The organism is Phenylobacterium sp., from assembly GCF_046290725.1.
Lineage (GTDB): Bacteria > Pseudomonadota > Alphaproteobacteria > Caulobacterales > Caulobacteraceae > Phenylobacterium.
In genome coordinates, this window is sequence record NZ_JBKBUH010000001.1 from 788,180 (window position 1) to 806,864 (window position 18,685).

The following is an 18,685-nucleotide window of genomic DNA, read 5'->3' on the forward strand; positions in this document are numbered from 1 at the left end:
AAGAAAATGTCCAAACAAGGATCGGCTTCGCCAGGCGAGGCCGCGCGCCTCGCGGCGATCGCCACCCTCGACTTGGACGAACTGAAACCCACTTTCGAACGGGTCGGCCGCCTCGCACGGGCCTTCGCACGAACGGAGCTGGGCGACGTCGTGCTGGTGGGCGCCCAGCACACCTGGCACGCCAGTCTGGGCCGGGAATGGAGCCCGCAGGTCAGCGACGACCAGTCGTTCTCGGAAGTCGCGGTGGCGCAGGATGCGCTGCTGTGGGTCGCCGACGCCCGGTGCGATCCGCGCTTCGCCGACCACCCCCATGTGAGGACCGAAGGCGGCGTCCGGTTCTACGCCGGCGCTCCAATCCGCCTGGCGACGGGCGAAACCATCGGCGTGGTCTGCGTGGCGCACCACGAGCCCCGGGGCCACGACCCCGAACTCGCCGCCTATCTGGGCGACCTTGCCGACGTGGCCGCCAACGAATGTGTCAGGCACCGCGCGCAGCGGGACCTGGTGAAGGCCTCCGAGGAGGCCCGGCGGTCGGAGGAGCGCCTGAAGCTGGCCCTTGAGATCGGCCAGCTGCGCATGTGGGAGCTGGATTTCCGGCGGCGGACGCTCAACGCCGGCGGCTATCTCGACCCGCTGCACGAGGTCGACGCGACCTTCGACGAGCTCAACACCGACATCTGGCGTGGAATCCATCCCGAGGACCGCCCCGCCGCCCAGGCCGCCTGGGACGACTATCTGAAGAACGGCGTCCCCTTCCGGCAGGTCTACCGGATGATGCAGAAGGACGGGCCGCACCAGTGGCACTATTCGGCCTGCGAGGCGGTGCGCGACGAGAGGGGCCGCGTCCTGCGGATCGTCGGCGTGCTGCGCAACATCGATCGCCAGAAGCGCGACGAGATGGAGCTGGTGGCCGCCAAGGAGGCCGCCGAGGCCGCCAACAAGGCCAAGAGCGAGTTCCTGGCCAATATGAGCCATGAGATCCGCACGCCGCTGAATGGGGTGATGGGCATCGCCGGCGCGCTCGCCCGCACGCCGCTCGCCCCCGACCAGGCGGAGATGGTGGAGCTGGTCGAGACCTCGGCCCAGACGCTGGAAGCCCTGCTGACCGACATCCTGGACCTCGCCCGCATCGAGGCCGGCCGCATGGAGATCCGGCCCGAACCCTTCGACCTGGCCACCTCGGTCAACGCCTGCGCGGCCCTGTTCGAGGCCAGCGCCAAGGCCAAGGACCTGGAGCTGAAGGTGGAGATCGAGCCCTACGCCCTGGGCGCCTACGAGGGCGACGCCCCGCGCATCCGCCAGATCCTGACCAACCTTTTGGGCAACGCCGTGAAATTCACCTCGGAGGGGGAGGTGAAGCTGAAGGTGAGCGCCCGTCGTGACGAGACGACCACCCACCTGACCTTCCAGGTCTCCGACACCGGCATCGGCTTCGACGAGGCCACGCGCCAGCGGCTGTTCGGGCGGTTCCAGCAGGCCGACGGCTCGATCACCCGCCAGTACGGGGGCACGGGCCTGGGGCTGGCCATCTCGCGCTCCCTGGCCGAAGCGATGGGCGGGGGGCTGGAGGCCGAAGCCGAGCCCGGAAAGGGCGCGACCTTCACCCTGCAGCTCGAGCTGCCGCGCCGCCATGGCGCGGTTGAGATGTGGGGCGAGCACGAGAACGCCGTGCCCGAGGAGCCGGAGGTAGGCGCCATGCGCGTGCTGCTGGCCGAGGACCATCCCACCAACCGCCGGGTGGTGGAGCTGATCCTGGGCGCGGCGGGGGTCGACCTGATCGCCGTGGAGAACGGCGCCGATGCGGTGGACGAGGCCGCCCGCGGCGACTTCGACCTGATCCTGATGGACATGCAGATGCCGGTGATGGACGGGCTGACGGCCATCCGCGCCATCCGGCGGCGCGAGGCCAAGCAGGGCCGGCACACGCCGATCTATACGCTCACCGCCAACGCCATGCCCGAGCATGCCCAGGCCTCGATGGCCGCAGGAGCCGACGGCCACGTCACCAAGCCGATCACCGCCGAGCGGCTGCTGCACGTGGTCGAGCAGGTCTGGAGCGAGAAGGCCGCAGACGCGCCTGCGGCGCGGGCGGTCAACGCCTGATCGGGCCTTTCAGAAGCTGAGTTCCGGCTGGCCGGCCGCGGCTTCCTGTGCGGCCTCCGGCAGGTGGCAGGTGAAGGTCGCCCCGGCGCCCGGCTCGCTCTCCAGGGCCACCCAGCCGCCATGCAGCTCCACCAGCGCCTTGACGAGCGCCAGGCCCAGGCCCGGCCCGCCGCGCTCGCGGCCGATGAAGCGGTCGAAGATGTGCGCCTGGACGTGGAACGGGATGCCCCGCCCCGTATCGGAGACCTGCAGCTGGATCTCGCCCAGGGCCCGGCGTGCGGAGATGGTCACCTTCCCGTCCGGCGGCGTCTGGCGGACGGCGTTCTCCACCAGGTGGTCGAGGATCTGGGCCAGGCGTCGGGTGTCGCCGCGGATCAGCCCCACGTCCTGGGCGTGCTCCACCTGGACGGCGACGCCGGCGGCCTCGGCCTCGCGCGCCCAGCGGCGGGCCGCATCCTCCAGGAGTTCGGCCACGCGCACGTCCTCCAGGTCGAGCGCCATTTCGTCGGCGTCGATCTGGGCCATGTCCAGCACGTCGTCGATGGAGCGCGCCAGTTGGGTGGCCGCCGCCCGCACGGCCGCGGCGTGGCCGCGCCCCCGCTCGGACAGATTCTCCCCGGAACGTTCCAGAAGCTCCGAATAGCCGATGATGGTGGTGAGCGGCGTACGCAGCTCATAGGAGACGTTGCCTACGAAATCCCGCTTCAGCCGCTCGGCCTCGGCCAGGGCGGCCGAGCGGTCGGCCAGGGCCCGCTCCAGCTTGCGCGCGTCGGTGACGTCGGCGAACGCGATCAGCGTCGCGCCGTCGGGCAGGGGCCTCGTCTGATAGACGATGATCTTCGAATCGGAGGTCTTGGTCTCCCCGGAGATCGGCGTGCGCGCCTGGGGATCGGTGTCGGCGACCCGGCCCTTCAGCTCGCGCCAGAAGTTCATGTCGTGCAGGCGCGGCACGCACAGCTCCACCACGCCCTCGAAGTCGTGGGCCACGTCGAGCTGGGCGCCGGTGACGTTCCAGAACCGCTCGAAGGCCTCGTTGTGCAGCCGCAGCCGCCCGTCGGAGCCGAACACAGCCACCGCGTCGTTCAGCTTGTCGAGCGTGGCCTGCTGGACCTGGATCAGCGCGTTGTACTGGGCCTTGAGCTTCAGTTCGCCGGTGATGTCGGAGAACAGCACCAGCATGCCGCCCATCGGGTGCGGCTGGCGCACCACCCGCAGGGTGCGGCCGTCCGGCAGCGACCAGAGGTCGTCGGGCGCGGCCGAAGTATCCTCGTAGCGGTTCAGCTCGGCGGCCTTCCACTTGGCGTAGTCGGCGGTCTCCGGCAGGCGGCGGCGCTGGCGCAGGCGGTCCAGCACCTCGCCGTGGCTGGGATGTTCGGCCAGCCAGGCTGGCTCCAGCCCCCACAGCTCGGCGAAGGCGGTGTTGTGGAAGATCAGCTTCTTGCCCTCGCCGAAGATGGCCACGGCGTCGGCGATGTGGTTCAGGGTCTCGTCATGGGCCGCGACGTGGCGCTTGAGGATCTCGCGCAGTTCCTCGGTCTCGGTGACGTCCTCGGTCCAGACCCCCACGCCCCCGCCCTCCAGCGGCTCGGCGGCGATGCGGAAGGCCCGGCGTCGCCCGCCCAGGGTGGACCAGCGTACGATCTCGCGCCGCGCGCCCAGGTTGGCCGCCTCGGCGGCCAGCGCGTCGGCGGCCTTGTCGAAGGTGAAGCCGCGAGCGACCGCCTCGTCCATCCCGGCCGCGCCGGCGGCGGCCAGCCAGGCGTCGTTGGCCCAGACCGGGCTGCCGTCTGCCGCGGCGATCCAGGCCGGGAGCGCGCGTGCATCCAGGAAGGCGGCGAAGCGTGGGGCCGTGGGCAGGCCGGCGTCCTCGCCCGCCACGGCCGAGAGCCTGAGCCAGGCGAGCGCGCCGGCGGCGCGCCCCTCCACCGCCACCGCCCCGCGCGGGCCGCGAACCTCGAAGGCGCAGGCTTCGCCTCGCTCGAACAGGGCGCGCAGGCGACGGGAATGATCGGGGTCGGCGCGCATCAGGGCGTTCACCACCCCTTGCGGGTCGGTTTCGGCAAGGCCGAGCACCGCCACGCAGGCCGCCAGGCTCTCGCCGCCGGAGGCCAGGAAGGCGCGCCCCTCCTCCACCGCCAGCAGGGCCGAATCGAAGGCCTCGGCCGAGGCCTGGGCGGCTTCGGCGGCCAATTCCAGCTCGGCCACCTTACGTCGCAGGCCGAAGAGCCGCGCGTCGTTGCGCCGGCGTTCGTGCAGCGTCCAGGCCATGGCGCAGAGCGCGAGGAACACGCCGCCGGCCGCCGCAGCCAGGATCAGGTCTTGCTCGCTCATCGGCGCTCCATCGACGCCCGTCCTCGTCGACAGCGAATCATCTGGCCGACCATATTCCGGTCCGCGCTTTTGGGCGATGATGCGCGCCCATGACGATCCTCTATCCCATCGCTTCGAGCGCCGAGGAGGCGCTGACCAGGCCGAGGGGCCGGGCCGCGCGCGAGCGTGAGGCTCAGGCCCTGGCAGGCGAGGCGGTGCGGTTCTCGACCGAGCCGGCCGGCCCCGCCTACGCCACCCGCGAGGCGGCGCTGGACGCCTTTTCCGGGCGGGTGGAGGACGACCGACCCGGGCGAGGCGCAAGCCTGCCGCCGGAGGACCGATACTGCGCCCTGGTGGAGCGGGCCGAGGGCCGCGCCCTGGCCCCGGTGCGGCCGGCCTATCGCGACGGCCGGCGCTGGCCCGACCCGCCGCCAGCGCCGAAGACCGTCTGGCGGCTGCTGGTCTCCTACTGGCGCGCGGGCGCCGGGGCGGACCTGCCGGCCCCGCAAGCGCGCGAAGCCCGCAGGCGGAGCCGCCAGGAGGTCGATCCGGCCACTCTGAAGGCGATGGCCCGCCAGCCGCTGGCGCCGGTGAAGCCGCAGCAGCCGCTCGACATCGGCCTTTTCGAGCGACGCCTGCCCGAAGCGCCGCATATCATCGTGCCCGATGAGTGAGATTCCTTCGGGCCTGGCGCCCTCTCTCGACGACCTCGCGGCCCTGGCCGAGCAGGCCTTCGCCGCCCTGCCCGAAGGCTTTCGCGCCATGACCGGCGAGGTGATCTTCCGCGTCGACGACTTTCCGCCGGACGAGGTTCTGGACGAGCTCGGAATCCAGGATCCGTTCGAGCTGACCGGCCTTTATCAGGGCGTGGACCTGTCGCGCCGGTCGGTCTTCGACCCCCAGCCCCAGGCCTCGATGGTGTTCCTCTACCGCCGCCCGATCCTGGACGAATGGGCCGAGCGGGGGGACGTGACCCTCGGCGATCTGGTGGCCCATGTGCTTGTGCACGAGATCGGGCACCACTTCGGACTGTCCGACGACGACATCCACGCCATCGAGGCGGCGGCGGACTGAGCCCGCTCCCGGCTCGCCGGCAAAGGTGACGCGTGCGTCATTTTCCTTGACTGATCGACGTTCTCTTGAGAGCATTTGACGAAAGTCAAACGGCGCATTGCGCCACGTCGAGGAGGACGACCCGGATGGCCGCCGACGGCAACATCACCAAGGACCTGATCTACGACGCAGTCGCCCCGGACGATTTCGAGTCCATGCTCGAGCTCGACCGCTACAACGCGCGCTCGACGGCCTTCGACAAGATCATCTCGGCCACCCACGACCACTTCTGGGATCCGCTCGACAAGAAGTACATCGACTTCGACGAGCCCTTCGACATGGAAAACGAGATGCTCCTCCCGGAGGACATGATCATCTCCATGTCCACGGACTACGTGTCGAACCACCTGTCGGATTGGAAGACCCGCGTGCGGTTCGTCAATCAGTCGGCCCTGCGCTCCTTCTCCTCCATCCTGCACGGCGAGCAGGGGGCGCTGAACCTGTCGGCCAGCCTCTGCCACGTGCTGAAGGACCAGGGCGCGCAGGAATACGCCGCCAACCAGACCCGCGAAGAAGCCCGGCACGTCACCGCCTTCGCCAAGTACATCAAGGCCCGCTGGGGCCGTCCGGTGGAATGCGGCCCGACCCTGAAGGCCCTGCTGGTCGACATCATCGGCAGCCCCGAGGTCTATAAGAAGATCATCGGCATGCAGATGCTGGTGGAGGGCCTGGCCATGGGCGCCTTCGCCACCTTCTTCAACAACATCCGCGACCCGATGGGGAAGAAGCTGCTGCAGCTCGTCATGACCGACGAGGCCTTCCATCACAAGTTCGGGAAGATCTGGGCCGACCGGACCATTCCGCACCTGACCGAGGCCGAGCACGAGATCATCGAGAACTGGGCCGCCCACTGCTTCCAGACCCTGCTGTTCAACCTGGTGGCGCCCTCGCAGCAGCGGGACCTCTACGAGGAATTCGGCCTCGATCCCGACAAGGTGATCGCCGAGATGGCCGAGATCGTGAACGACGAGCAGCGTCGCGAGAACATGAAGGAGCAGACCAACATCTTCCGGGTGCTGGTGAAGACCCTGCTCAACGCCGGCATCATCACCGACCGCACCAAGGCCTTCTACGCCACCTATGTGGACATGGACGAACTGAAGGCCGAAGGCGACCGGATGGTCGGCGACGACATCGCCGAAGAGGGCATCAAGTTCCTGCAGGAAGTGAACTTCAAGGACCGCGCGGTCAAAGCGATCTCGATCGCCGCGGAGTAGGAGCTACCCCGCTCATCCCGGTGAAAGCCGGACCCAAGCGGCGCCTCGGCCCAGGCTGAGGCGCCGCTTTCGTATCTGCAGCCTCGGCTTCGACGGCGCCCTAATCCAAACCGCGTTCGAATGGTGACGCCGCGTCATTTTCTTTTGACGGGTACGCCGTTCGGGGCGATCATCCGCGAGATTTGAGCGCCCGCGCCAGACGGGCCCCATTGATTTGCGGAGGATTCGACCGTGGCCGACGGCAACATCACCAAGGACGGCATGTACGGGGCTGTGGCCCCCGACGACTTCGAGTCCATGCTGCAGCTCGACCGCTACAACCAGCGGTCCACCGCCTTCGACAAGATCATTTCGGCGACCCACGACCACTTCTGGGACCCGCTCGACAAGAAGTACATCGACTTCGACGAGCCGTTCGACATGGAGAACGAGCCGATGATGCCGGAGGAGATGCAGCCCCTGCTGCGCCTCCCCTACATCGCCGAAACCCTGACCGATCCGAAGGAGAAGGTCCGGTTCATCAACTACATGCAGCTGCGCAACTTCTCCTCGATCCTGCATGGGGAGCAGGGGGCGCTGAACCTCTCGGCCAGCCTCTGCCACGTGCTCTACGACCAGGGCGCCCAGGAATACGCGGCCAACCAGACGCGCGAGGAAGCCCGCCACGTCACCGCCTTCGCCAAGTACATCAAGGCCCGCTGGGGCCGGCCGACGGAGTGCGGGGCGGCGTTGAAGTCGCTGCTCGTGGAGATCATCGAGGCGCCGGAGGTCTACAAGAAGATCGTCGGCATGCAGATGCTGGTGGAGGGCCTGGCCATGGGCGCCTTCGCCAACGGCTACAAATACAATCGCGACCCGCTGGCCAAGAAGCTGTTCCAGCTCGTGATGACCGACGAGGCCTTCCACCACAAGTTCGGGAAGATCTGGGCCGACCGCACCGTGCCGCACCTTTCAGAGGCCGAGCGGAACATCATGGAGGACTGGACCGCCCACTGCGCCCAGAAGCTCCTCTTCGACCGCGGCGACCCGCGCCAGCAGGCCGAGATCTACGGCCAGTTCGGGCTCGACCCCGAGCGCGTGGTGGCCGACATCATCCAGCGGCGCAAGGAGCGCGACCCGACCCGCAAGTTCAAGGGCGAGACCAACATCTTCCGGGTGTTGGTCAAGACCCTGCTGAACGCCGGCCTGATCACCGACCGGACCCGCGGCTTCTACGCCATGTATGTGGACATGGACGAACTGGCCGGCGAGGGCGACCGGATGGTGGGCGACGACATCGCCGAGGACGGCATCCGCTATCTCCAGACCATCAACTTCCAGGACCGGGAGGCCCGCCCGGTCACCATCGCCGCGGAATAGCCCGATTTCGTTCGGATGGGGTTCATGCGCCCGCGAGCAAGCTCGCGGGCGTTTCCTTTTTCACTCGCTCGTATTAGCCATGCCGACCATGCGCCTGACGGCTTTCCCCCTCGCCCTCGCCGCCCTCCTCCTCGCCGCAGCGCCGGCCGCCGCAGCGCCGCCTGCGCCGTCGGAACGGATCGAGCTGACCCAGATGATGGGCCGCTGGTACGAGATCGCCCGCCTGCCCAACAAGATGCAGTCCGGCTGCCAGGGCGGCACGTCGGAATGGACCCGGGCCGCAGGCGGCTATTCGGTCGTGCAGCGCTGCCACAAGGCCGGGCTCTCCAAGCCGCCCACCGAGTGGAAGGCCACCGCCAGGGTCATGGACCCCGCCACCAACGCCAAGCTGCAGATGAGCTTCTTCGGCGGGCTGGTGAAGCAGGAATACTGGGTGCTGGACCACCAGCCCGACCAGGGCTGGCTGGTGCTCGGCACGCCGGGCGGCAACTATGTCTGGCTGATGGCCGAGCGCCCCACCCTGCCGGCGAACGTCCGCACCCAGGCGCTCGCCCGCCTCCGGCAGCTCGGCTACGACGTCGGCCGCCTGGAATTCCCGCAGCCCGCGCGGAACTGAGGCGGACGCCTTTCGGCGCGGCACCGCCTGGCTCCTCAAAGCTTGGCGTGCCAAGGCCCCACTAGATAGATTGAAGATCAAAGGCGGGTTGGACCACGCGGCTTCCGATTTGATCTCAGCTTACGCCGCGCGTGACGGTTTATCGGCGTGGCTGCGTTGGCTGTTTCTTGGCTGGGTCGCGGCTTGGGTATTGTCATCGCTGGGGGTGGTGATCCCGACTCAATTTCATTGAGCTGGCGCAGCTCCTTCAGGATCAGCTCGTCGTTCCTGTTGCTCTGACGAAGCTCATCCAAGATCGCTTCGCTCGTCGCGGCGCTCTCTTTCAAAGCCTGCCACTGAATATAGAGTGCGAGTAAGGCGACCAGCAGGCTTGGAATGCCCCACTGCATCGCGATCACGATTAGGCGCGCAAACGCCTTATGAATCTCCTGGGATTCCCGCGCCGCGTCATCTTGCGACACAAGCCCGCTTGCTGCCCTCTGGGCGATATCGCGGAACCGAAGGATGTCTTGCGGAGTGCTTTCGCGAAGGGCATCGACGACATCGCGCACAAAGCTGTAGTCGCCATCAGGTATCGGCGCTGGGCCTCGACACCATGGGCAACTTATTATGCTGCCAATGATGCGGACATTAAGCCCCGGCCCAAAGACCATTCCAAGGTTGATCGGGCGTCCACAATGCGGACACGGGAAAACCGCGCTCGGCATGCGGCCAAGCTAGCACCACAACCGCTACGCGCCAGTCAGTTTGTAGACCATACAATCGCCCGCCCCTTGCATCCGGAACGAAGCCGGAACATGTTGGCGGGATGGAGGTTTCCGTCACCCTGGTGGCCGTCGGCCGGCCGGAGATCACCGCGGCCGTGACCCGCGGCGCCGCGCGGCTGCTGGCCGACCTGGGCTATGCGCCCCTGGCCGAGGTCACCCTGCCCAACGGGCGGCGGGCGGATCTGATGGCTCTGGGGCCCAAGGGTGAGATCGCCATCATCGAGGTGAAGTCGGGGATCGAGGACTATCGCGTCGACCGCAAGTGGCATGAATACCTGCCCTATTGCGACCGGTTCGCCTTCGCCGTGGCCCCGGAGTTTCCGCGCGAAATCCTGCCGGAGGATCCGGGCCTGCTGGTCTGCGACGGTTTCGGCGGCGCGGTGCTCCGCGAGGCGCCGGTCAGCCCGTTGGCGCCGGCGCGGCGCAAGGCGCTGACCATCGCCTTCGGACGGCTGGCCGCCCTTCGGGCCGGCGGCGTGGCGGCGACCGATCTCGAGGGTTAGCGCGGCGCGCGCTTGGCCAGGATCCGCTGAAGCGTCCGGCGGTGCATGTTCAGCCGGCGCGCGGTCTCCGAGACGTTGTGTCCGCAGAGCTCATAGACCCGCTGGATATGCTCCCAGCGCACGCGGTCGGCGCTCATCGGGTTTTCGGGCGGGGCCGGGGATTCGTCCTTGCGCGCCAGGAGGGCCCGGGCCACGTCGTCGGCGTCGGCCGGCTTGGACAGATAGTCGATCGCGCCCGACTTCACCGCCGCCACGGCGGTGGCGATATTGCCGTAGCCGGTCAGCATCACGACCTTGGCGTCGGGGCGGGCGTCGCGAACAGCCTCCACCACCTTCAGACCCGATCCGTCCTCCAGCCGCATGTCGAGCACTGCGAAGGCCGGCGCCTGGGACTTCACCACCGCCAGCGCTTCGTTGACGCTGCCCACCAGCACGGGCTCGAAGCCGCGCTGCTCCAGCGCCCGGCCCAGGCGGGTGCGCAAGGGCGCGTCGTCGTCGAGCACCAGCAGGGTCTTGTCCGGAAGGGCGGCGATGTCGGCGGACAGATCGGTCATACGGCAACCTCCGATAGCGACGTTCCAGCTTCGCGCCTTGTGCGACATGATGTCGCGGATCGGCGGCGATCCGCAAGTGGCCTCATGGCTCGCCCCGGGCGCTCGGCGCCTCGATGCGCGCGCGCGCCCAACGCGCCGAGATCACCGCCCCGCGAGGCCGGCCGTTCTGGAAAGTGACGGTCGCGCCCGTTCGTTCCAGCAGCGTCTTGGCGATGAAGAAGCCGAGCCCCATGCCCACGTGCCCGGTGCGGCCGCCGGCGACGCCCGGGCGGCTGGTCACATAGGGCTCGCCCAATTTCGCAAGGATTTCAGGCGCGAAGCCCGGCCCGTCGTCCCGCACCTCGATGCTGACGCTCTGGGCGTCGAAGCGGGCGGTGACCAGGATCTCGGAGGCGGCGAAGTCGACGGCGTTCTCCACGAAGGAGGTGAGCGCGTGCAGCACCTCGGGCATCCGCCAGATGTCCGGCGCCCGCGCCCCGGGCACTCCGGTGACGATCGCCTCCAGGCGCACCCCCTTCACTTCGGCGTGAGGCTCCAGCACTTCCTGCAGCAGCTGACGCAGGCTCATGCGCTCGTGCACCTCGTCGGAGGCGGCGGCCGGCGCATCGGTCAGCCGCCGGAGAATCTCGCCGCAGCGCTCGGCCTGGGCCATCAGCAGCTCGGCGTCCTCACGCGTCTGAGGGTCCTTCGTCCCGCGCGCCATCTCCTTGGCCACGATGGAGATGGTGGCGAGGGGGGTGCCGAGCTCGTGGGCGGCGGCCGCGGCGAGCGCGCCGAGCGCCGAGAGCCGCTGCTCGCGGGCGAGCACGGTCTGGGTGACGTCGAGGGCGAGCGCCATGCGGGCCGATTCCTCGGAGGCCTGGCGCACGCTGCCCGCGATGACCACCACCCCAGCCAGGTTGGCGATCGCGGCGCCGAGCCGGAAGCTGAGCGGCAGGTCGAGATCCGCGCCCGGCGCCGCCGGCAATGGCAGGTAGACGAAGGCCAGGATCATGGAGGCTGTGATGGCGACGCCTGCGAGGATGGAGACCGGACGCGCCGGCAGGGTGGCCGCGGCCAGGGTGACCGGCGCGATCAGCATCAGGATGAAGGGATTGGCGGTGCCGCCGGTCAGATAGAGCAGGACGGCGATCTGGCCGATGTCGAAGCCGATCTGCGCGATGGCCTCCTTGTCGCCCACCAGCCGCTGGCCGGGCGAGGCGATGCCGCTTAGGAGATTGACCCAGGCCGCCAGGCCCACCACGGCGAAGCACAGGGCGTAGGGCGCCTCGAAGCCGAGCGCCCCGGCCGCCGCCAGCACCGCCACCTCGCCGCCCACCAGCAGCCAGCGCAGGGTGACGAGGGTCCGCATCCGCAGGCGCCCACTGCGGACGGGATCGACCTCCCACGGCGCGCTGTCTTGCGCCGAGGGCGGGCTTTGCCTATCGAGGCCGCCATGCGGCCGCGCCGGCGGAGGGTTCCTCAGGGACGCCTTCACGTCCCGAGCATCGCGCGGAACGCGCCGCCTGACGAGCCCCGAGGTGCGCCTTCATGTCCGTCCGCAGCCTGATCCTGATCCTGGCCCTGGTGGTGGGCGCGGCCGCGCTCGGCGGCATCGCCTGGCGCGGCGGCGTCTTCGAGGATCGCGGCCAGCCGGACGTGGGCGGCCCCTTCCAGCTGGTCGACCAGGAGGGGCGTCCGACCGACGAGAGCGTTCTGAAGGGCAAGTGGACCGCGGTCTTCTTCGGCTTCACCTACTGCCCCGACATCTGCCCCACCACCCTGCAGGCGCTCGCCGCCGCCCAGGACCAGCTGGGCCCCAAGGCCGACGACTTCCAGGTGGTGTTCATTTCCGTGGATCCGGAGCGCGACACGCCTGAGCAGATGAAGGCCTACCTCTCCAACGAAATCTTCCCGAAGGGGACCGTCGGCCTGACCGGAACGCCGGCCCAGGTGGACGCGGCCGCCAAGGCCTATCGCGCCTACTATTCCAAGGAAGGCGAAGGCGAGGGCTATCTCGTCAACCACTTCTCCGGGGCCTATCTGATGAACCCGCAAGGGCGTTTCGATCGCATCCTGCCCTACGGAATCCCGCCCGAGGAGCTGGCGCGTCAGATCTCGGCGGCGATGCGCGGCTGAGGGCGTCGAAGCGCCGCAGTGGGAACGGCGAAGCTCTGGACTCCCTTAAGCATCCGAATGCTATGCTGCGTCGCAGCGAAAGAGGTATCGGATGCTCTACGCCCTTTATGAGGCCGGTTACTACGCCTCCACCCCGGTGAGGCTCGCCGCCCAGGCGACGCGCGACTTCTGGTCCTCGCCGCTCAATCCGGGCCGCGACAGCGAGCTGGGGCGCACGCTCTACGCCGGCGCCGGCCTGATGGCCAACCTGACGCGCCGCTACGGCCGTCCCGCCTGGGGGATCGACAGCGTCGAGATCGACGGTCAGCCGGTGCGGGTGCGCCCGACCGAGGTCTGGCGCAGCCCCTGGGTGAAGCTCACCCACTTCGCGCGCGACATGGCCGACATGCGCCGCGCCGGACGGCGCGACCTGGAGCCGGCGGTGCTGATCGTGGCGCCGCTCTCGGGCCACTACGCCACCCTCCTCCGCGGCACGGTCCAAGCCTTCCTGCAGGACCACGAGGTGTTCGTCACCGACTGGTCCAATGCCCGCGACGTGCCGGTGCTGGAGGGCCGCTTCGACTTCCACGACTATGTGGACCACATCCGCGAGATGCTGCGCCAGCTGGGGCCGCGGCCGCACGTGGTCGCCGTCTGTCAGCCGGGCCCGCCGGTCCTGGCCGCCGCCGCGCTGATGGCCGAGGATGGGGAGGAGTGCCGCCCCGGCTCGATGATCTTCATGGGCTCGCCGATCGACGCCCGGTTCTCGCCGACGGTCACCAACAAGCTGGCGGAGGAGAAGCCCTTCGCCTGGTTCAAGTCGAACATGATCTACACCGTGCCGGCGCCCTATCCGGGCATGGGGCGCCGGGTCTATCCGGGCTTCGTCCAGCTCTATTCCTTCATGTCCATGAACCTGGAGCGGCACCAGGAGGCGCACCTGCGCTATCTGGAGGACCTGATGAAGGGCGACGGGGACTCCGCCGACAAGCACCTGGAGTTCTACGACGAGTACCTCTCGGTGCTGGACCTGACCGAGGAATTCTATCTCCAGACCGTCGACTACGTCTTCCAGCAGCACCTGCTGCCGAAGGGCGAGCTGATCCACCGCGGACGGCCGGTCCAGCCCGGCGCGATCCGCGACATCGGCCTGATGACGGTCGAGGGCGAGAACGACGACATTTCCGGCATCGGCCAGACCCAGGCGGCGCATGCGCTCTGCACCGGCCTCTCGGACGACTTCAAGCAGGACTACGTCCAGCCGCATGTCGGCCACTACGGCGTCTTCAACGGCCGGCGGTTCCGCGAGGAGATCTATCCCCGGGTCCGCGCCTTCATCCGCGGCCACGAGGCCGGGCTCGCCAAGTCGATCGCGGCGGCTTAACTCAAGGGCCATGAGTCCCTTCGGCCGAGCCTTCGCCGACGGCGATCGGCTGGAGGTGGCCGGCGCCGCCGTCCGGCTCAAGATCCACCCGCGCGCGCGGCGCGTCTCCCTGCGGCTCGACCGCACGCGTCGCGAGATCGTCGCCACCGCCCCCAGCGCCCGGCGCCTTGGGGAAGCCGCCGCCTTCGCTAGGTCCCGCGCCGACTGGATCGCCGCGCGCCTGGCCGAGCTTCCCGAACCCTGCGCGGTGGCGCCCGGCCAGATCATCGAGCTGTTCGGCCGGCCATGCCGACTTGAAGCCTGGGACCGCCCGGCGCGGCTGCTGGCGGCCACCGAGGCCGAGCCCGCGCGGATCCTGACCCGCGGCGAGGGCGAAGCCTACGCCGCCGCGGTCGTGCGGGCGATCCGGCGCGAGGCCCTGCGCGTGCTCTCGGAGCGAACCGCCCGCCATGCCGCCCGCCTGGGCGCCCGGCTGCCCAGCGTGACGATCATGGACGCCCGCAGCCGCTGGGGCTCGTGCAAGCCGGGGCGGCCGGGGACTCCAGCGGCGATCCGCTATTCCTGGCGGCTAGCGCTCGCGCCCTTCGAGGTGGCCGACTATGTGGTCGCCCACGAGTGCGCCCACCTGCTGGAGCTGAACCACGGGCCGCGGTTCTGGGCTCATGTGGCGGACCTGGTGGGCGACGTGCGGCCCCATCGCGCCTGGCTGCGGACGCACGGTGCGCGCCTGCACGCCTTCGGCCGCTAGACCACCCGCCGCCGGGACGGCTAAGACGGTCGGCGGAACAGGGAAGCGGAGGACTTCATGGCCGGGCGCGTGGCGGGCAAGAAGGCGTTCATCACCGGCGGGGCCCAGGGCCTGGGCGCGGCCATGGCCCGCAGGCTGGCCTCCGAAGGCGCCAAGGTCTCCATCGCCGACATCAATTTCGAAGGGGCCAAGACCGTGGCCGCGCAGATCGACGCCGCCCATGGCGCCGGGACGGCCTTCGCCTTCCCCTTGGACGTGACCAAGGAAGACCAGTGGATCTACGCCCTGGAAGAGGCCGACGCCGCCATGGGCGGGATCTCGGTGCTGGTGAACAACGCCGGCATCAGCCGCGGCGGCAATATCGAGCAGCTGTCCTACGAGGACTGGAAGCTGGTGATGGGGGTCAATGTCGACTCCGTCTTCCTGGGGACGAAGCACGCGCTGAAGTACATGCGTCAGAACCAGCCCGGCTCGATCATCAACATCTCGTCCATCGCCGGCCTGATCGCCGCGCACAACTCGCCGGTCTATAACGCCTCCAAGGCGGCCGTCTGGCTGCTGTCCAAGGGCATCGCGCTGCATTGCGCCAAGCAAGGGCTGAACATCCGTTCGAACTCCATCCATCCCACCTTCATCGACACCCCGATCCTCGACCCCCTGCGCCAGCAGTTCGGCAAGGAGGCGGCCGAGGCCAAGCTCGCCCGGCAGGTGCCGCTCGGCCATATCGGCGAGCCCGACGACATCGCCAATGCGGTGCTCTATCTGGCCTCGGACGAGAGCAAGTTCATGACCGGCGCGGAGCTGAAGCTCGACGGCGGCATTTCGGCGATGTAGGCGCTCCAGCCGCAGTCCCGTCGCCCCCGGAGATCCTGGATCCGGCTCATGTATGATCCCATCCGCGCCTCCGACCAGGCGATCCTGCGCCTGCGCGCCAATCACCCTTCGCTCATCGACCTGACCACCGGGCGGGTGGAGCGGCTGCTGCACGCGCTCGGCGACCCGCACCTGCGGCTTCCGCCGGTGATCCATGTGGCCGGCACCAACGGCAAGGGCTCCACGGTCGCCTATCTGCGCGCCATCGCCGAGGCCGCAGGCCTGCGCGTCCACGCCATCACCTCGCCCCACCTGGTGCGGTTCGCCGAACGGATCCGGGTGGCCGGAACCCTGATCTCCGACGCACGCCTGGACGAGCTGATCGACAAGGTGGAGGCGGCCAACGCCGGCCAGCCGATCAGCTTCTTCGAGATCACCACGGTGCTGGCCCTGCAGGCCTTCGCCGAGACGCCGGCCGACCTCTGCATCGTCGAGGTTGGGTTGGGGGGGCGCTTCGACGCCACCAACGTCTTCGCCGCGCCGGCGGTCAGCGTCATCACGCCGGTGGACTACGACCACCTGGAGATGCTGGGCCCGGAACTCTCCAAGATCGCGTGGGAGAAGGCCGGGATCATCAAGCCCGGCCGGCCGGTGGTGGTCGCCCGCCAAATGGAGGAGGCCGAGGCGGTCATCCTGAAGGAGGCCGAGCTGCTCGGCGCACCCCTGCGCCTGATGGGCCGCGACTTCGACGCCTGGGAGGAACGCGGGCGACTGCTGGTGCAGACCGAGGACCGGCTCTACGACCTGCCTGCGCCCAGCCTGTTCGGCGGCCATCAGTTCGCCAACGCCGGCCTGGCGGTAGCGGCGGCGCTCGCCCTGGAGAATCCCCGCCTGGACGAGGCCGCCCTGGCGCGCGGCGTGGCCGGCGCGGTCTGGCCCGCGCGGTTCCAGCGCCTGACCGCCGGTCCGCTGGCGCAGATCGCCGCCGAGCGCGGCGCCGACCTGTGGCTCGACGGCGGGCACAATCCGCATGCCGGCAAGGCTCTGGCCGAAGCGGCGGGCCGGCTGGTCGCCCGCGACCCGCGGCCCCTGGTGCTGGTCGCGGCCATGTTCGCGCGCAAGGACGCCGCCGGCTTCTTCGCACCGTTCGCAGGCCTGAAGCCGCAGGTCTTGGCGACCACCTTCGAGTCGCCCAACGCCGCTTCGCCCGAGGCCATCGCCGAGGCCGCGCGCCAAGGCGGCCTGCTGGCGGAAACCGTCGCCGACGCCGAGGCGGGCGTGCGCCGCGCCCTGGAGGGCGACGGTCCGCCGCCGCACATCCTGATCTGCGGCGGTCTGCACTTCGCCGGCGAAGTCCTGGCCCTCAGCCCCGAGACCTGGCCGACCTGACGCTTAAGGCGCTCCGGTCGCGGCGTAGCGACCGAGCCGCTCCAGCTGGGTCCGCATGACCTGATCGACCAGGGGCGCAAAGCGCCTGGCCCGATCCGCCGTCATGCCGCCGACGTTGTATGTCTGCACGATCTCCGTCACGCCGTCCTTCACCCTCGCCTGGAAGGTCAGGGCGCCAGCCGCGCCTTCGTCCTGCAGCGGCCCCAGCGCCGCCTCCAGCCGCAGCAGGCTTTGGTCCGGCCAGGCTAGCGCCACCACCCCGTGCCGCACGCCGCCCCCCTGGGGCAGGGCCTCGCAGAAGCAGGCGCCGGACTCCAGGCGCAGCGTCATGTTCGCCGCCTGGCCGCTGTAGGTGTGGGCGTCGTCCCACCAGCGGCCGATCTCGCCCAGGGCCGCGTAGACCCGATCGGGCGATGCGGCCGTCGCGACCGTATTGCGGATGCGGAAGCCGGCGTCGGACTGCTCGACCACCTCCGCGTGCGCGGCGCCCCCCATCGCGACAGCAAAGCAGGCGGCCAGGATCGTTCTCATCGGCGTTCCCCCTTCAGGCCGGCTCGAAGCTTAGGGGCGCTCCCCAGAAGGTTTCAACGAGCGCGTGCTGGGCGCCGGGCTTGCCCGTGGTGAGGAACCGGCGGGTTCCTGCATCGCCGGTGCGGAACTCGGGATGGCGTTCCAGATAGGCCGCAAGCGCCTCAGCCGTGGCTTGCGGCTGGTGGATCAGGGGCGTGCCGGGCTTCAGGGCGGCGCGGAACAGGTCGCCGACGATCTCGTAGTGGGTGCAGCCCAATATCGCCCGGTCCGGCGCCCGCCCGATGCGGGTGGTCACCGCCTTCACATGAGCTTCGATCTCGGCGGCGAGATCCGCACGCGGCGCGCCCGCCTCGATCATCCGCGCGAGGTTCGGGCAAGGCTCGGTGAACACCGCCACGTCCTGGCGGCGCTTGTCGATCTCGATCTCATAGACGCGGGAGGCGGCGGTGGCCGGCGTGCAGAAGACCGCCAGCACGTCCAGCTTCTCCACCTTCTCGCCCCGCCGCTCGGCCTCGTGCTCCCAGGGCAGGCCGGTGGCCGCCTCGATGGTCGGCACGATGATGCCCAGCACGTTGACCGGCCGTCCCAGGGCCTGTCGATGGCCGGGAATCCAGGTCTGCTGCAGCCGGCGGAGCGCCACCGCCGCGGCGGTGTTGCAGGCCAGCACCACCAGATCGCAACCCTCGGCGAACAGCCGCTCGCAACCGCGCCGGGTGAGCTCGACGATCTCCTCCCCGGGCCGGCCGCCATAGGGCACGTTGGCCTGGTCGCCCAGGAACACGAAATCGGCCTTGGGGAACCGCTCGACGAGCGCGTGATGGATGGTGAGCCCGCCGATGCCGGAATCGAAGACGCCGATAGCCATAGAACCGGTCTAGCCGCGCGCCGGCCCCGCGTCCACGCGCCGGCTTGCATAACATGGGCGTCCCATCTTGACACCGATGTCAGACTGACATATCTGTCAGCGCGAAGTTCCTGGTGTGCGGCGAACCTTCGCCGCCGGCGCACGGCTCCGACGCAGGCCGCGCGCCGTTTGTCGCGTCGCCCTCGACTTGAGACTTCTCCCGAAATGACTGCACGCCCCAACGCGCTTTCCGGCGCGCAAGACACCGACGCTTCGGCCCACGCCTGGGCCGTCGGCGTGGGGGGGGGACTCCAAACAGCCCCAACGCCCGACCACA

At 69.4% G+C, this 18,685-nt stretch carries 18 protein-coding genes; 12 read left to right on the forward strand and 6 right to left on the reverse strand.

Going from position 1 to position 18,685, the window contains the following annotated elements; all coding sequences use genetic code 11:
• Positions 1 to 6 precede the first annotated feature (6 nt).
• The gene (locus ACK41C_RS04200; RefSeq protein ID WP_409650798.1) at positions 7 to 2,103 is read left to right on the forward strand and encodes an ATP-binding protein; all 2,097 of its coding nucleotides are present in this window, start codon (positions 7 to 9) and stop codon (positions 2,101 to 2,103) included.
• Between the two features lie 9 nt (positions 2,104 to 2,112).
• Here ACK41C_RS04200 and ACK41C_RS04205 read toward each other — a convergent pair whose 3' ends face one another.
• The gene (locus ACK41C_RS04205) at positions 2,113 to 4,434 is read right to left on the reverse strand and encodes an ATP-binding protein (RefSeq protein ID WP_409650800.1); all 2,322 of its coding nucleotides are present in this window, start codon (positions 4,432 to 4,434) and stop codon (positions 2,113 to 2,115) included.
• Positions 4,435 to 4,523: 89 nt separating this feature from the next.
• On the opposite strand from ACK41C_RS04205, the gene ACK41C_RS04210 reads away from it, so the two are divergent.
• The 5 genes from ACK41C_RS04210 (at position 4,524) to ACK41C_RS04230 (ending at position 8,718) form a co-directional block, all read left to right on the forward strand.
• Positions 4,524 to 5,087 (forward strand): hypothetical protein, encoded by a 564-nt coding sequence (locus tag ACK41C_RS04210; RefSeq protein WP_409650802.1) that lies wholly within the window; start codon positions 4,524 to 4,526, stop codon positions 5,085 to 5,087.
• Positions 5,080 to 5,487: a metallopeptidase family protein gene (locus tag ACK41C_RS04215; RefSeq protein WP_409650804.1), complete on the forward strand. Its 408-nt coding sequence runs from the start codon at positions 5,080 to 5,082 to the stop codon at positions 5,485 to 5,487. Before ACK41C_RS04210 ends, ACK41C_RS04215 begins: the two co-directional genes overlap by 8 nt.
• Positions 5,488 to 5,612: 125 nt before the next feature.
• Positions 5,613 to 6,743 (forward strand): ferritin-like domain-containing protein, encoded by a 1,131-nt coding sequence (locus ACK41C_RS04220; protein ID WP_409650806.1) that lies wholly within the window; start codon positions 5,613 to 5,615, stop codon positions 6,741 to 6,743.
• Positions 6,744 to 6,974: 231 nt separating this feature from the next.
• On the forward strand, positions 6,975 to 8,102 hold the full coding sequence (locus tag ACK41C_RS04225) for a diiron oxygenase (RefSeq protein WP_409650808.1): 1,128 nt from the start codon (positions 6,975 to 6,977) through the stop codon (positions 8,100 to 8,102).
• A gap of 79 nt (positions 8,103 to 8,181) precedes the next feature.
• Positions 8,182 to 8,718 (forward strand): lipocalin family protein, encoded by a 537-nt coding sequence (locus tag ACK41C_RS04230; protein ID WP_409650810.1) that lies wholly within the window; start codon positions 8,182 to 8,184, stop codon positions 8,716 to 8,718.
• A 77-nt stretch (positions 8,719 to 8,795) separates the two neighbouring features.
• On the opposite strand, the gene ACK41C_RS04235 is transcribed toward ACK41C_RS04230, so the two are convergent.
• The gene (locus ACK41C_RS04235; RefSeq protein WP_409650812.1) at positions 8,796 to 9,269 is read right to left on the reverse strand and encodes a hypothetical protein; all 474 of its coding nucleotides are present in this window, start codon (positions 9,267 to 9,269) and stop codon (positions 8,796 to 8,798) included.
• Positions 9,270 to 9,526: 257 nt separating this feature from the next.
• Between ACK41C_RS04235 and mmcB the strand changes: the two genes are divergently transcribed.
• Positions 9,527 to 9,988, forward strand: a complete 462-nt coding sequence (gene mmcB, locus ACK41C_RS04240; RefSeq protein WP_409650814.1) for a DNA repair putative endonuclease MmcB — start codon at positions 9,527 to 9,529, stop codon at positions 9,986 to 9,988.
• On the opposite strand, the gene ACK41C_RS04245 is transcribed toward mmcB, so the two are convergent.
• A complete protein-coding gene (locus ACK41C_RS04245) occupies positions 9,985 to 10,542 on the reverse strand; it encodes an ActR/PrrA/RegA family redox response regulator transcription factor (RefSeq protein ID WP_409650816.1) in 558 nt (185 codons plus the stop codon). The two genes, mmcB and ACK41C_RS04245, sit on opposite strands and share 4 nt — an antisense overlap.
• Before the next feature lie 82 nt (positions 10,543 to 10,624).
• Positions 10,625 to 12,019: an ActS/PrrB/RegB family redox-sensitive histidine kinase gene (locus tag ACK41C_RS04250; RefSeq protein WP_409650818.1), complete on the reverse strand. Its 1,395-nt coding sequence runs from the start codon at positions 12,017 to 12,019 to the stop codon at positions 10,625 to 10,627.
• A 53-nt stretch (positions 12,020 to 12,072) separates the two neighbouring features.
• On the opposite strand from ACK41C_RS04250, the gene ACK41C_RS04255 reads away from it, so the two are divergent.
• From ACK41C_RS04255 to ACK41C_RS04275, 5 genes are all read left to right on the forward strand, one after another.
• Positions 12,073 to 12,660 carry an SCO family protein gene (locus ACK41C_RS04255; RefSeq protein WP_409650820.1) on the forward strand — a complete coding sequence of 196 codons (588 nt, stop codon included), beginning with the start codon at positions 12,073 to 12,075 and terminating at the stop codon, positions 12,658 to 12,660.
• Positions 12,661 to 12,751: 91 nt separating this feature from the next.
• Entirely contained in the window at positions 12,752 to 14,023 is a 1,272-nt protein-coding gene (locus ACK41C_RS04260) for a polyhydroxyalkanoate depolymerase (protein ID WP_409650822.1), read from the forward strand.
• Between the two features lie 10 nt (positions 14,024 to 14,033).
• A complete protein-coding gene (locus ACK41C_RS04265) occupies positions 14,034 to 14,771 on the forward strand; it encodes a M48 family metallopeptidase (protein WP_409650824.1) in 738 nt (245 codons plus the stop codon).
• A gap of 57 nt (positions 14,772 to 14,828) precedes the next feature.
• A complete protein-coding gene (locus ACK41C_RS04270; protein WP_409650826.1) occupies positions 14,829 to 15,605 on the forward strand; it encodes an SDR family oxidoreductase in 777 nt (258 codons plus the stop codon).
• Between the two features lie 48 nt (positions 15,606 to 15,653).
• Positions 15,654 to 16,973: a bifunctional folylpolyglutamate synthase/dihydrofolate synthase gene (locus ACK41C_RS04275; protein ID WP_409650828.1), complete on the forward strand. Its 1,320-nt coding sequence runs from the start codon at positions 15,654 to 15,656 to the stop codon at positions 16,971 to 16,973.
• Positions 16,974 to 16,976: 3 nt separating this feature from the next.
• On the opposite strand, the gene ACK41C_RS04280 is transcribed toward ACK41C_RS04275, so the two are convergent.
• Together ACK41C_RS04280 and ACK41C_RS04285 are read right to left on the reverse strand one after the other, a co-directional pair.
• A complete protein-coding gene (locus ACK41C_RS04280) occupies positions 16,977 to 17,504 on the reverse strand; it encodes an ATPase (protein ID WP_409650830.1) in 528 nt (175 codons plus the stop codon).
• A gap of 13 nt (positions 17,505 to 17,517) precedes the next feature.
• Positions 17,518 to 18,369 (reverse strand): glutamate racemase, encoded by an 852-nt coding sequence (locus ACK41C_RS04285; protein WP_409650832.1) that lies wholly within the window; start codon positions 18,367 to 18,369, stop codon positions 17,518 to 17,520.
• Between the last annotated feature and the right edge of the window lie 316 nt (positions 18,370 to 18,685).